The 14,457-nt window shown below is 61.6% G+C and carries 11 protein-coding genes; 10 read left to right on the top strand and 1 reads right to left on the bottom strand.

Annotated features, from left to right (window positions below):
- Positions 1-161: 161 nt before the first annotated feature.
- The 10 genes from M0808_RS09765 to M0808_RS09720 all read left to right on the top strand — a co-directional run bounded on the left by M0808_RS09765 (position 162) and on the right by M0808_RS09720 (position 13,285).
- The gene (locus M0808_RS09765; protein WP_247840906.1) at positions 162-2,381 is read left to right on the top strand and encodes a primosomal protein N'; all 2,220 of its coding nucleotides are present in this window, start codon (positions 162-164) and stop codon (positions 2,379-2,381) included.
- A gap of 230 nt (positions 2,382-2,611) precedes the next feature.
- On the top strand, positions 2,612-4,348 hold the full coding sequence (argS, locus tag M0808_RS09760; protein WP_247840904.1) for an arginine--tRNA ligase: 1,737 nt from the start codon (positions 2,612-2,614) through the stop codon (positions 4,346-4,348).
- 1 nt (position 4,349) lies between these two features.
- Positions 4,350-5,057, top strand: a complete 708-nt coding sequence (locus M0808_RS09755; RefSeq protein WP_041074932.1) for an SPOR domain-containing protein — start codon at positions 4,350-4,352, stop codon at positions 5,055-5,057.
- Positions 5,058-5,341: 284 nt separating this feature from the next.
- Entirely contained in the window at positions 5,342-5,878 is a 537-nt protein-coding gene (gene hslV / locus M0808_RS09750; RefSeq protein WP_003220875.1) for an ATP-dependent protease subunit HslV, read from the top strand.
- 49 nt (positions 5,879-5,927) lie between these two features.
- Positions 5,928-7,265 (top strand): ATP-dependent protease ATPase subunit HslU, encoded by a 1,338-nt coding sequence (hslU, locus tag M0808_RS09745; RefSeq protein ID WP_007968354.1) that lies wholly within the window; start codon positions 5,928-5,930, stop codon positions 7,263-7,265.
- A gap of 153 nt (positions 7,266-7,418) precedes the next feature.
- Positions 7,419-7,796, top strand: a complete 378-nt coding sequence (locus M0808_RS09740) for a DUF971 domain-containing protein (RefSeq protein ID WP_003220870.1) — start codon at positions 7,419-7,421, stop codon at positions 7,794-7,796.
- Positions 7,797-8,053: 257 nt separating this feature from the next.
- Positions 8,054-9,733, top strand: a complete 1,680-nt coding sequence (gene phaC / locus M0808_RS09735) for a class II poly(R)-hydroxyalkanoic acid synthase (RefSeq protein WP_027611304.1) — start codon at positions 8,054-8,056, stop codon at positions 9,731-9,733.
- Positions 9,734-9,957: 224 nt separating this feature from the next.
- A complete protein-coding gene (gene phaZ, locus M0808_RS09730; protein ID WP_027611303.1) occupies positions 9,958-10,812 on the top strand; it encodes a poly(3-hydroxyalkanoate) depolymerase in 855 nt (284 codons plus the stop codon).
- A gap of 139 nt (positions 10,813-10,951) precedes the next feature.
- Positions 10,952-12,634, top strand: coding sequence for a class II poly(R)-hydroxyalkanoic acid synthase (gene phaC, locus M0808_RS09725; protein ID WP_103368731.1), 1,683 nt, complete (start codon positions 10,952-10,954; stop codon positions 12,632-12,634).
- 30 nt (positions 12,635-12,664) lie between these two features.
- On the top strand, positions 12,665-13,285 hold the full coding sequence (locus tag M0808_RS09720; RefSeq protein WP_103520650.1) for a TetR/AcrR family transcriptional regulator: 621 nt from the start codon (positions 12,665-12,667) through the stop codon (positions 13,283-13,285).
- Between the two features lie 256 nt (positions 13,286-13,541).
- On the opposite strand, the gene M0808_RS09715 is transcribed toward M0808_RS09720, so the two are convergent.
- Positions 13,542-14,453 carry a phasin family protein gene (locus tag M0808_RS09715; RefSeq protein ID WP_096794687.1) on the bottom strand — a complete coding sequence of 304 codons (912 nt, stop codon included), beginning with the start codon at positions 14,451-14,453 and terminating at the stop codon, positions 13,542-13,544.
- Between the last annotated feature and the right edge of the window lie 4 nt (positions 14,454-14,457).

Raw genomic sequence — 14,457 nt, 5'->3', positions numbered from 1 at the left:
GCTCCCGGCCTTGAACGCACTCCCCTGTGGGAGCGAGCTTGCTCGCCAACGCGTTGTGCCAGTTGATGACTTCGTGCCTGACACACCGCGTTCGCGAGCAAGCTCGCTCCCACAGTTGATCTGCGCCAAGCCTCCTTTTGTGTTGATCGAGATCCCCCCGCGTGCCCGACGCCATTCTGCGCCTCGCCCTGCCTTCGCCCCTGCGCCGCCTGTTCGACTATCGGGCCCCGGCCGGGGTGCTGCGCGCCCAATTGCAGCCGGGCATGCGCCTGCGGGTGCCGTTCGGGCGGCGGGAGATGATCGGGATTCTGGTCGAGATCACCGATACCAGCGACGTGCCTCTGGAGAAACTCAAACCGGCGTTGGCCCTGCTCGATGCAGAGCCGCCGCTGCCGCCCGCACTGTTCAAGCTGTGTCTGTGGACGTCGCAGTATTACCAGCACAGCCTCGGCGACACCTTGAGCTGGGCGCTGCCGGTGCTGCTGCGTCAGGGCGAACTGGCCGAGGCGCGACAGGAGCGCTTCTGGTCAGTCGCCCCCGGCGCCAGCCTCGATGATCCGCGCGTCGCCCGCGCGCCACGGCAACGGGAAGCACTGGCAACACTGGCGCAGCACCCGCACGGCGTGGCCCATCAGTTGTTGAGCAAGCTGATGCTGAGCAAGGACAGCCTCGACCTGCTGCTGGCCAAGGGTCTGGTGCAAGTGGAGATTCGTCGGCACGCCCCTGGCGTGCGCCATGAACATTGGTTGGCGCAACCGGAGTTGCCGCTGAACACCGAACAACGCGCCGCTTACGAAGCGATCCGTGCCGGGTTCGACAGTTATCACGCGTTTCTGCTGGCCGGGGTCACGGGCAGCGGCAAGACCGAAGTCTATTTGCAACTGATCCGCGAAACCCTCGAAGCCGGCAAGCAGGCACTGGTGCTGATCCCGGAGATCAACCTCGGTCCGCAGACCCTGGCGCGTTTCGAGCAGCGCTTCAATGCGCGTATCGCCCTGCTGCATTCGGCGGTCAACGACCGTGAGCGCCTCGACGCCTGGCTCGCTGCCCGCGACGGCGAGGCCGACATTATTATCGGCACCCGCTCGGCGCTGTTCACCCCGATGAAGAACCCGGGGCTGATCATCATCGACGAAGAGCACGACGGCTCCTATAAACAGCAGGAAGGCCTGCGCTACCACGCCCGGGATCTGGCACTGGTGCGCGCGCGACAGGAAAACATCCCGATCGTCCTCGGCTCTGCCACGCCTTCACTGGAAAGCCTGCACAACGCCTACACCGGTCGTTATGGCCTGCTGCGCCTCAACGAGCGGGCCGGCGGCGCCAAACAACCACGTTTCCTGCGGCTGGACGTGAAAAGCCGCCCGCTGGACAGCGGCATTTCCGGGCCGATGCAACAAGCCATTGGCCAGACCCTCGCGGCCGGCCAGCAGGTGCTGGTGTTCCTCAACCGCCGCGGCTTTGCGCCGACGCTGCTGTGCCACGATTGCGGCTGGATGTCCGAGTGCTCGCGCTGCGATGCGCGAATGACCGTGCACCAGCGCTACGGCGAACTGCGCTGCCACCACTGTGGCAACGTCGAGCGCACGCCGCGCCAATGCCCCAAGTGCAACAAAGTCGATCTGCGGCCGGTGGGCGCCGGCACCGAACGCGCCGAAGAGCGCCTGGCGATTCTGTTCCCGGACTACCCGGTGCTGCGCGTCGACCGCGACAGCACTTCGCGCAAGGACGCGATGAATCAGCTGTTCGCGACCATTCAGAAGGGTCAGCCATGCATTCTGGTCGGCACCCAGATGTTGGCCAAGGGGCACCACTTCCCCCGGGTTACGCTGGTGTCGATTCTGGATGCCGACGGCGGACTTTTCTCCGGCGACTTCCGTGCCAGCGAGCGCATGGCGCAATTGATCGTGCAGGTCGCCGGGCGCGCCGGGCGGGCTGAGGAGCCGGGCAAGGTGATCATTCAGACCCACCTGGCCGACCATCCTTTATTGGTGCAACTGACCGAGCAGGGTTACTTCGCTTTCGCCGAGCAGGCCTTGAGCGAGCGCCGGGCTGCCGGACTGCCACCGTTTTCACACTTGGCCCTGTTGCGTGCCGAAGCGCACAAACCGGGGCAGGCCGAAGGTTTTCTCGATGAGGCATGCAGCGCGGCCGAACGCTTGCTGGTCGAGCAGAATCTGAGCGGCATCGAATTGCTCGGGCCGGTGCCGGCGCCGATGGAGCGGCGTGCCGGTCGCTATCGTGCACAGTTGTTGGTGCAGGCGACAGCGCGGGCGCCGCTGCATCGGTTGCTCGCCGGCTGGTTGCTGGAATTAGAGCAGATGCCGAGCGGGCGCGCGGTGCGCTGGTCGCTGGATGTCGATCCCGTGGATCTGTATTGATCTGAAAATCGCCTTCGCGAGCAAGCCCGCTCCCACAGGGTATGAGCCAGACAAATGAACGCCGCTGATCCATTGTGGGAGCGGGCTTGCTCGCGAAGAGGCCCGAATTGTCACCACATATCCATAAGCTGCCTGCTAAGGTTGGCAAGCCCGTCTTCGCAACGGATAATGCCCAGTTTTTCCACCCGCGCATCGATGCGCCGCCGCGCTTGCGGTCGAAAGAGAAGACCATGAAAGACACCATTCGCCAGCTGATCCAACAAGCCCTCACCCAACTCGTCAACGAAGGTGTGTTGCCTGAAGGCCTGTCGCCGGCGATTCAGGTGGAGAACGCCCGCGACAAAACCCACGGCGACTTCGCCAGCAACATCGCCATGATGCTGGCCAAGCCTGCGGGCATGAAGCCGCGCGATCTGGCGGAGAAAATCATCGCCGCGCTGCCGGCCGACGAGAACGTCACCAAGGCCGAAATCGCCGGTCCGGGCTTCATCAATTTCTTCCAGAACACCCAGGCCCTGGCCTCGCGCCTCGACGCCGCTCTGGCCGACGCTAACGTTGGCGTGCGCAAGGCCGGCCCGGCGCAGCGCACCGTGGTCGACCTGTCGGCACCGAACCTGGCCAAAGAGATGCACGTCGGCCACTTGCGCTCGACCATCATCGGCGACGGCGTGGCCCGTGTTCTCGAGTTCCTCGGCGACGAAGTGATCCGCCAGAACCACGTGGGCGACTGGGGCACCCAGTTCGGCATGCTGATGGCGTATCTGCAGGAAAACCCGATCACCAGCGACGAGCTGTCCGATCTGGAAAACTTCTACCGCGCCGCCAAGCAGCGTTTCGACGAATCCGAAGAGTTCGCCGACCGCGCCCGTGGTCTGGTGGTCAAGCTGCAGGCCGGCGATGCCGAGTGCCTGGCGCTGTGGACCAGGTTCAAGGACATCTCGCTGTCGCACTGCCAGAAGATCTACGAACTGCTCAACGTCAAACTGACCATGGCCGACGTGATGGGCGAAAGCGCCTACAACGACGACCTGATCAACGTGGTCAACGACCTCAAAGCCGCCGGCATGCTGGTCGAGAGCAACGGCGCCCAGTGCGTGTTCCTCGACGAGTTCAAGAACGCCGACGGCGATCCGCTGCCAGTGATCATCGTCAAGGCTGACGGCGGCTACCTCTATGCCACCACTGACCTGGCGGCCGTGCGCTATCGTTCTGGCAAACTGAAGGCCGACCGCGCGCTGTACTTCGTCGACCAACGTCAGGCCCTGCACTTCCAGCAAGTGTTCGCCGTGGCGCGCAAGGCCGGTTTCGTGACCCATCCGATGGAAATGGAGCACATGGGCTTCGGCACCATGAATGGCGCCGACGGCCGTCCGTTCAAGACCCGTGATGGCGGCACCGTGAAGCTGATCGATTTGCTGACCGAAGCCCAGGAACGTGCCTACAACCTGGTCAAAGAGAAAAACCCGACACTGGCCGAAGACGAACTGCGCAACATCGCCAAGGTTGTCGGCATCGGTGCGGTGAAATACGCCGACCTGTCCAAGCACCGCACCAGCGACTACAGCTTCAACTTCGACCTGATGCTGAATTTCGAAGGCAACACCGCGCCGTACCTGTTGTACGCCTACACCCGTGTGGCCGGGGTGTTCCGCAAACTGGGCAAGGACTTCAGCGAAGTCGAGGGCCAGATCGTCCTCGAAGCCGCGCACGAGCAAGAGCTGGCGGCGAAGCTGGCGCAGTTCGGCGAAGTGCTGAACAACGTCGCGGAAAAAGGCACACCACACATCCTCTGCACTTATCTGTATGACGTCGCCGGTCTGTTCTCCAGCTTCTACGAGAACTGCCCGATCCTCGCCGCCGAGACGCCGGTCCAGATGCAGAGCCGTCTGCGTCTGGCCGCGCTGACCGGTCGTACTCTCAAGCAAGGCCTGGAACTGTTGGGCCTGGAAACTCTGGAGCGCATGTAAGTTGGCTGCCAAGAAAAAACCTGCACCCAAGCGTGGCGCCAGCCGTTACCAAGCTCCTGCAAAGCAACCGATCCCGGGCTGGCTGTGGATGGCCATCGGCCTGACGGTCGGTGCGTTCATCGTGTTCCTGATGAAACTGGAGCCAGGCAAGGGCAGCGACACGGTCAAGCGCGAGAAAGTCGAGCAGGCGCAACAGCAGAAAGCGTCGAAAATCGCCGAGGCCAACAAGACCCCGCCGAGCCCGACGCAACCGGTGAAGCCGAAGTACGACTTCTACACGCTGCTGCCGGAATCGGAAGTGATCGTGCCGCCGGATGCCGTGCCGGAGAAAACCCTGCCGACGCCACAAGTGCCGACCACGCCGGTCACCCCGGCGGAAGCGGCGAAGATCGATACCGCGCGGGCGCAGGCTGCGCTGTCGGGCATTACCCCGCCGCCAGCGCCACCGGTGGCGAAAGCGGCGCCGGTGACCAAGTTCTTCCTCCAGGCCGGTTCGTTCCGCAAAGAGGCGGACGCGGACAAGGTGCGGGCGCAGATCATTCTGCTGGGCCAGGCTGTTTCGGTTGAGTCGGGCACGGTGAAGGATGAAACCTGGTACCGCGTATTGGTCGGCCCGTTCAGCAATCGCGAGCAACTGACCACCGCACAGAAACAATTGGCCGGCAGCGGCTTCAGCAACCTGTTGTTACAACAACGCCAGAGCCGCTGATTGGCCTGTGGGCACCTCACTCTGAGGTTGCCCACAATCTTGTGGTGAGGGGATTTATCCCCGACCGGCTGCGCAGCAGTCGTAAATCCGGCATTCGCGGTGTGTCATTCCTACTGCAATTGCTGGATTCAGGGCCGCTTCGCGCCCCATCGGGGATAAATCCCCTCGCCACGGTCATCACAAACCATTCGTCTCCCATTGCCCTGCCCGGTTGAAATCCTCTCCAGCACCCCCATATGAATGGGCATAAGGCACTTTCGCCCCGCTGCGTGGAGACTCTTCCCTTGACCACCATCGTTTCAGTCCGCCGCCACGGCAAAGTCGTCATGGGCGGCGACGGCCAGGTTTCTCTCGGCAACACCGTGATGAAAGGCAACGCCAAAAAGGTGCGTCGCCTGTACCACGGTCAGGTCATCGCCGGTTTCGCCGGTGCCACCGCCGACGCCTTTACCCTGTTCGAACGTTTCGAAGGCCAGCTCGAGAAACATCAGGGCCACCTGATCCGCGCCGCTGTCGAACTCGCCAAAGAATGGCGCACCGACCGCTCCCTGAGCCGCCTCGAAGCCATGCTCGCGGTCGCCAACAAGGACGCCTCGCTGATCATCACCGGCAACGGTGACGTGGTCGAACCCGAGAATGGCCTGATCGCCATGGGTTCCGGCGGTGGCTATGCACAGGCTGCAGCCAGCGCACTGTTGAAAAAGACCGACCTGTCGGCCCGTGAAATCGTCGAAACCGCACTGGGCATCGCTGCAGACATCTGCGTATTCACCAACCACACTCAGACCATTGAGGAGCAGGATCTCGCTGAAGAAGCCTGATACGGCCACTGTGCCACGGCTTTTTTCTGCTTGAGGACCGCCAATTACTATGTCCATGACTCCCCGCGAAATCGTCCACGAACTCAACCGCCATATCATCGGCCAGGACGATGCCAAGCGCGCCGTCGCGATTGCCCTGCGCAACCGCTGGCGCCGCATGCAGCTGCCTGAAGAGCTGCGCGTTGAAGTGACCCCGAAGAACATTCTGATGATCGGCCCGACCGGTGTCGGTAAAACCGAGATCGCCCGTCGCCTGGCGAAACTGGCCAACGCGCCGTTCATCAAGGTCGAAGCGACCAAATTCACCGAAGTCGGCTACGTCGGCCGCGACGTCGAATCGATCATCCGTGATCTGGCCGACGCCGCGATCAAGATGCTCCGCGAGCAGGAAATGACCCGCGTGCGTCACCGTGCCGAAGACGCTGCCGAGGACCGTATCCTCGACGCACTGCTGCCGCCTGCACGCATGGGCTTCAGCAATGAAGAAGCACCGAGCAGCGATTCCAACACCCGTCAGCTGTTCCGCAAGCGCCTGCGCGAAGGCCAGTTGGACGACAAGGAAATCGAGATCGAAGTCGCCGAAGTGGCCGGCATCGAAATCGCCACGCCGCCTGGCATGGAAGAAATGACCAGCCAGCTGCAGAACCTGTTCGCCAACATGGGCAAGGGCAAGAAGAAAGCTCGCAAGCTCAAGGTCAAAGAAGCGCTGAAACTGGTGCGCGACGAAGAGGCCGGGCGTCTGGTCAACGAAGAAGAGTTGAAGGCCAAGGCGCTGGAAGCGGTCGAGCAGCACGGTATCGTGTTCATCGACGAGATCGACAAGGTCGCCAAGCGCGGCAATGTCGGCGGCGCCGATGTGTCCCGTGAAGGCGTACAGCGCGACCTGCTGCCGCTGATCGAGGGCTGCACCGTCAACACCAAGCTGGGCATGGTCAAGACCGACCACATCCTGTTCATCGCTTCCGGTGCGTTCCACCTGAGCAAGCCGAGCGATCTGGTGCCCGAGCTGCAAGGCCGTCTGCCGATCCGCGTCGAACTCAAGGCGCTGAGCCCGGAAGACTTCGAGCGCATCCTCAGCGAGCCGCACGCTTCGCTCACCGAGCAATATTGCGCGCTGCTGAAAACCGAAGGCCTGAACATCCAGTTCCAGCCGGAAGGCATCAAGCGTCTGGCGGAGATCGCCTGGCAGGTCAACGAGAAGACCGAGAACATCGGTGCTCGTCGTCTGCACACGCTGCTTGAGCGTTTGCTGGAGGAGGTGTCGTTCAGCGCCGGCGATCTGGCCAGCGCGCATGACGACAAGCCGATCCTGATCGACGCTGCGTACGTCAACAGCCATCTGGGCGAATTGGCGCAGAACGAAGACCTGTCCCGTTATATCCTGTAAGCCATACTTACAGCGGTAGCGGACCCTGTGGGAGCGGGCTTGCTCGCGAAGAGGCCGTGCCAGTCGACAGCAATGTTGGCTGACACACCGCATTCGCGAGCAAGCCCGCTCCCACATTTGAATCAGGGTCGCCCACACAACGGACGCCAGACCATGACCTCAATCCCCACCGACATCAAACTGCACAAAGCCTCGAAAACCCTGACGCTCAAATACGCGTCCGGCGAGGAGTACACCCTGCCCGCCGAATTCCTGCGCGTGCATTCCCCTTCCGCCGAGGTCCAGGGCCACGGCAAACCGATCCTGCAATTCGGCAAGCTCAATGTCGGCCTCAGCGGCCTGGAACCGGCCGGTCAGTACGCACTGAAACTGACCTTCGACGACGGTCACGACAGCGGCTTGTTCACCTGGGAATATCTCTACGAGCTGGGGCGACGCCATGACGCACTCTGGGCCGATTATCTGGCCGAGCTCAAAGCGGCCGGGAAAACCCGCGATCCGGACCAGTCAATCGTCAAGCTGATGCTCTAGTCCGAGACTCTTGCTGTTTAGAGGGCATTTTCTAAATTCATCTGTTTGAATGCTCTGCTGTGTGGCCGAGGATCGGCCTGCTTGCGAAAAAAATTAAACTCGGGTAACCAATGGAGCTGGCAAGTTCCCTGCAGTGCTCTACGACTGTAAAGCAGCTATGCAGAATTAACGGTCACCCGAGCAGTAGTACCTGGCATTCGCTGTGGAACTGCACAGCAGAAACCGGGTACTCGTCTCAGGACAATGGAGCGTCGTAGATGAGTAACAAGAATAACGATGACCTGAAGTACCAAGCCTCGGAAAACACCCTGGGGCTTAATCCCGTCGTTGGGCTGCGCGGAAAGGATCTGCTGGCCTCTGCTCGAATGGTGCTGACCCAGGCCATCAAACAACCGATCCATAGCGTCAAGCACGTGACCCATTTCGGTCTTGAACTGAAGAACGTGCTGTTCGGCAAATCCGAACTGCAACCGGCCAGCGATGACCGTCGCTTCGCTGATCCGGCGTGGAGTCAGAACCCGCTCTACAAACGTTATCTGCAAACTTACCTGGCGTGGCGCAAGGAGCTCCATTCCTGGATCGACGACAGCAGCCTGTCACCCAAAGACATCGCACGCGGCCACTTCGTGATCAACCTGATGACCGAAGCCATGGCCCCGACCAACACCGCAGCCAACCCGGCGGCAGTCAAACGCTTCTTCGAGACCGGCGGCAAAAGCCTGCTCGACGGCCTCTCGCATCTGGCCAAGGATCTGGTACACAACGGCGGCATGCCGAGCCAGGTCAACATGGGCGCGTTCGAGGTCGGCAAGAGCCTGGGCGTGACCGAAGGCGCGGTGGTGTTTCGCAACGACGTGCTGGAGCTGATCCAGTACAAGCCGATCACCGAGCAGGTCCATGAGCGGCCGTTGCTCGTCGTGCCGCCACAGATCAACAAGTTCTACGTTTTCGACCTGAGCCCGGACAAGAGTCTGGCGCGCTTCTGCCTACGCAATAACGTGCAGACTTTCATCGTCAGTTGGCGCAACCCGACCAAGGCCCAGCGCGAGTGGGGCCTGTCGACCTACATCGATGCGCTGAAGGAAGCAGTCGACGTGGTCACCGCCATCACCGGCAGCAAAGACGTGAACATGCTCGGTGCCTGTTCCGGCGGCATCACTTGCACCGCCCTGCTCGGCCACTACGCCGCGCTCGGCGAAAAGAAGGTCAACGCCCTGACCCTGCTGGTCAGCGTGCTCGATACCACCCTGGACAGCGACGTCGCCCTGTTCGTCGACGAGCAGACCCTCGAGACCGCCAAGCGTCACTCATATCAGGCCGGCGTGCTCGAAGGCAAAGACATGGCCAAGGTCTTCGCGTGGATGCGCCCGAACGATCTGATCTGGAACTACTGGGTCAACAACTACCTGCTGGGCAACGAGCCACCGGTGTTCGACATCCTGTTCTGGAACAACGATACGACTCGACTGCCGGCCGCGTTCCACGGCGACCTGATCGAGATGTTCAAAAACAACCCACTGATCCGCCCCAATGCACTGGAAGTGTGCGGCACGCCGATCGACCTCAAGCAGGTCACCGCCGACATTTTCTCGCTGGCCGGTACCAACGACCACATCACCCCGTGGAAGTCCTGCTACAAGTCGGCGCAGCTGTTTGGCGGCAAGGTCGAGTTCGTGCTGTCGAGCAGCGGGCACATCCAGAGCATCCTGAACCCGCCGGGCAACCCGAAATCGCGCTACATGACCAGCGAAGGCATGGCCGCCAATGCCGACGAATGGCAAGAGAACTCGACCAAGCACACCGATTCCTGGTGGCTGTACTGGCAGGCGTGGCAGGCCGAGCGCTCGGGTAATCTGAAAAAAGCACCAACCAAACTCGGCAACAAGGCGTACGCGCCAGGTGAAGCATCGCCGGGCACTTACGTTCATGAGCGGTAACTGACACACCTCATCCCCCTGTGGGAGCGGGCTTGTGGTGAGGGGATTCATCCCCGATGGGTCGCGCAGCGGCCCCAAAACCTGCATTCGCGGCAACTATGATTCTCCGCGTTTGAGGGTGTGCGACTGCTTCGCAGTCGATCGGGGATAAATCCCCTCGCCACAATGCCCGCTCCCACAAGGGATTGGAGGTGATATTGAGATTGACCCACAGGGCCTGAAGCATGCCGCAACCGTTCATTTTCCGTACCGTCGATCTGGATGGGCAGACCCTCCGCACCGCGGTACGCCCCGGCAAGCCTCATTTGACGCCCTTGCTGATTTTCAACGGCATCGGCGCCAACCTGGAGCTGGTGTTTCCGTTCGTCGCGGCGCTGGACCCGGATCTGGAAGTGATCGCCTTCGACGTACCCGGTGTCGGCGGCTCGTCGACGCCCAACCGGCCTTATCGCTTTCCCGGGCTGGCGAAGCTGACGGCGCGGATGCTCGACTACCTCGACTACGGTCAGGTCAACGTGATCGGCGTGTCGTGGGGCGGCGCGCTGGCGCAGCAATTCGCCCACGACTACCCCGAACGCTGCAAGAAACTGGTGCTGGCGGCGACTGCGGCCGGCGCCTTCATGGTGCCGGGCAAGCCGAAAGTGCTGTGGATGATGGCCAGCCCGCGACGCTACATCCAGCCGTCCCACGTGATCCGCATTGCGCCGTTGATCTACGGCGGCTCATTCCGTCGCGACCCGACGCTGGCTGCCAGCCATGCAGCGAAAGTACGTTCGGCGGGCAAGCTCGGTTACTACTGGCAACTGTTCGCCGGCCTCGGCTGGACAAGTATTCACTGGCTGCACAAGATCCATCAGCCGACCCTGGTGCTGGCCGGTGACGACGATCCGCTGATCCCGTTGATCAATATGCGCATGCTCGCCTGGCGGATTCCCAACGCCCAGTTGCACATCATCGACGACGGTCATCTGTTTCTGATCACCCGCGCCGAAGCCGTGGCGCCGATCATCATGAAATTCCTTGAGGAGGAACGGCAGCGCGCCGTGATGCACCCGCACCCGACCCCGCTGGGCGGATAAATCACGGCGGCAGGCTTTGTGCAGGGTTTTGAACAAAGTGCGCGGCAGGACGCCGCGCAGGCAGCAACCCGTAACAGCGACTATGGTGTTCTGGTTCGGTGAGTTTGTTTTTGACCTGAAGACGAAGGAGTGTTGAGTCATGCGCGACAAACCTGCGACGGGCGTAGTGCCCAGTCCCGCCGTGTTCATCAATGCACAAAGTGCAATGACCGGCCTGCGTGGGCGGGACTTGCTCTCGACCTTGCGCAGCGTCGCCGCCCACGGTCTGCGCAACCCGCTCCACAGTGCCAAACACGCCTTGAAACTCGGCGGCCAGCTCGGTCGCGTGCTGCTCGGTGAAACCCTGCACCCGACCAACCCGCAGGACGCGCGGTTCGCCGATCCGGCGTGGAGCCTCAATCCGTTCTACCGGCGCAGCCTGCAGGCGTATCTGGCCTGGCAGAAACAGGTCAAGAGCTGGATCGATGAAAGCAGCATGAGCGAGGACGATCGCGCTCGCGCGCACTTCGCGTTCACCTTGCTCAACGATGCCGTCGCGCCCTCCAATACCTTGCTCAATCCGTTGGCGGTCAAGGAGCTGTTCAATTCCGGCGGCCAGAGTCTGGTGCGCGGCCTGAGCCATCTGTTTGATGATCTGCTGCACAACGATGGCCTGCCGCGCCAGGTCACCAAACAGGCTTTCGAAGTTGGCAAGACCGTCGCGACCACCACCGGTGCGGTGGTGTTTCGCAACGAGATGCTCGAGCTGATCCAGTACAAACCGATGAGCGAAAAGCAGTACGCCAAGCCGCTGCTGGTGGTGCCGCCGCAAATCAACAAGTACTACATTTTCGACCTCAGCCCGCAGAACAGCTTCGTCCAGTACGCGCTGAAAAACGGTCTGCAGACCTTCATGATCAGCTGGCGCAACCCGGACGTGCGCCACCGTGAATGGGGCCTGTCGACCTACGTCGAAGCCGTGGAGGAAGCGATGAACATCTGCCGGGCGATCACCGGCGCGCGCGAGGTGAATCTGATGGGCGCCTGCGCCGGCGGCCTGACCATCGCCGCGCTACAGGGGCATCTGCAGGCCAAGCGGCAACTGCGACGGATCTCCAGTGCGACCTATCTGGTCAGCCTGCTCGACAGTGAGATCGAAACCCCGACCACCCTGTTCGCCGACGAACAGACCATCGAAGCGGCCAAACGCCGCTCCTATCAGCGAGGCGTGCTCGACGGTCGCGACATGGCCAAGGTGTTTGCCTGGATGCGGCCCAACGATTTGATCTGGAGCTACTTCGTCAACAACTACCTGCTCGGCAAAGAGCCCCCGGCCTTCGACATTCTCTACTGGAACAACGACAACACGCGCCTGCCCGCCGCATTCCACGGCGACCTGCTGGACTTCTTCAAGCACAATCCGCTGACCCACCCGGGTGGCCTGGAAGTCTGCGGTACGCCGATCGATCTGCAAAAAGTCACCGTCGACAGCTTCAGCGTGGCCGGCATGAACGACCACATCACGCCATGGGACGCGGTGTATCGCTCGACGTTGCTGCTCGGCGGCGAGCGGCGCTTCGTGCTGTCCAACAGCGGTCATGTGCAAAGCATCCTCAACCCGCCGAGCAACCCGAAAGCCAATTACGTCGAGAACGGCAAGCTGAGCAGCGATCCGCGCGCCTGGTACTACGACGCCAAGCGCGTCGACGGCAGTTGGTGGCCGCAGTGGCTGGAGTGGATACAGCAGCGCTCCGGCACGCAGCACGAAACCACGTTTACCCTCGGCAACCCGAATTATCCACCGATGGAGGCAGCACCCGGCACCTACGTGCATGTGCGCTGACGCTTAACCGAACTTTTCTAAGAAGACTGGATGAAAACCCGCGACCGGATTCTCGAATGTGCTCTGCAACTGTTCAACGAAAAGGGTGAGCCCAACGTCTCCACCATGGAAGTTGCCAATGAAATGGGGATCAGCCCCGGCAACCTCTACTACCACTTCCACGGCAAGGAACCGTTGATTCTGGGCCTGTTCGAACGCTTCCAGAACGAACTGGCGCCGCTGCTCGATCCGCCATCGGATGCCGAGCTGGCGCCGGAGGATTACTGGCTGTTTCTGCACCTGATCGTCGAGCGCCTGGCGCAGTACCGGTTTCTGTTCCAGGACCTGTCGAACCTCGCCGGGCGCCTGCCGAAACTGGCCAAGGGTATTCGCAACCTGCTCAACGCGCTCAAGCGTACGCTGGCGTCATTGCTGGCGCGGTTGAAGGCTTCGGGGCAACTGGTCAGTGATACCCAGGCGTTGGGGCAACTGGTGGAACAGATCACCATGACCCTGCTGTTTTCGTTGGACTATCAACGGATTCTCGATCGCGAGGGTGAGGTCAAACTGGTGGTGTACCAGATCATGATGCTGGTGGCACCGCATCTGCTGCCGCCGGTGAAAGTGGCGACGGAGCGGATGGCCCTGCAATACCTCGAAGATCACGAATGAAATCAAGAGCCCCTCACCCTAACCCTCTCCCAGAGGGAGAGGGGACTGACCTTATTGTCTTACGCGATACGGCGACCTGAAGAATCCAGTCGATTATGGATTCAATACGACACTTTCAGGTCGGTGTAAGGCTGAAGCATCCCCGAATCGGCCCCCTCTCCCTCGGGGAGAGGGCTGGGGTGAGGGTAAGCTTTTAAAAGCACAAACAAAAACGCCCGACCTTCACAGGCCGGGCGTTTTGTTTTGCCCTGAAAAATCAGGACTGACTGGTTGGCGTCGACGGGGTCGATGCAGCAGTCGGGGTGGCTACCGGAGTCGGTGCAGCGGCGGAGTTCGACGCGCTGGCCGGGGTTGCCGGGGTGGCTGGCTTGGCTGCTGCGGGTGCAGCTGGCTTCGGAGCAGCGGCCTTCGGCGCGGCCGGTTTTTTCACTGCCGGTTTTTTCGCCGCAGCCGGTTTGGCCGCAGGTTTGGCAGCCGGTTTCGCGGCAGCGGTTTTCGCTGCTGGCTTGGCGGCTGGTTTGGCCGCGGACTTGGCCGCAGGTTTCGCAGCGGCTTTGGCAGCAACCGGTTTCGCGGCAGCCTTGGCGGCTGGTTTGGCAGCGGCCGTTTTAGCAGCAGGCTTGGCGGCAGCGGTTTTTGCCGCTGGCTTGGCCGCAGCTTTGGCAGCTGGTTTCGCAGCCGCTTTAGCCAGTGGCTTGGCGGCGGTTTTGGCTGCCGGTTTGGCCGCTGCGGTTTTCGCCGCGACCGGTTGGGTTTTCAGACCGGTGAGTTTCTCGATCTGCTTGGTCAAGGTCTCGACCTTGCTGTGCAGCGCTTTGACTTCATTGCGGCTAGGCACACCCAGGCGCGAAATCGCGCTGTTCAGGCGCTTGTCGAAAGCCCCTTCCAACTCGTCCCACTTGCCCAGTGCGCGATCTTTCACGCCGCTGATGCGCGACTTGGCCGAAGAAGCGGAATCCTTGGCGGCATCGACTTTCTTGCCGACTGCCGACTTGGTGAGCTTCTCGGCTTTCTCGCCGTCTTTGACCAGTGACTCGAAGAGCTTGCTGCCGTCAGTGTCGATCTTCGAGTACACGCCTAAACCAGCCAGCCAGATTTTGCGGGAGTAGTCTTCGACTTTCCCAATCCACGAGCTGCCTTCTTTATCGGTGTTCTTTTTACCAGCCATCCCG

Source organism: Pseudomonas sp. MWU12-3103b (genome assembly GCF_023100615.1).
GTDB classification, from domain to species: Bacteria; Pseudomonadota; Gammaproteobacteria; order Pseudomonadales; family Pseudomonadaceae; genus Aquipseudomonas; species Aquipseudomonas putida_A.
Note: the sequence above shows the minus strand (reverse complement) of the source record. Positions and strands in the feature narration are given on the sequence as shown.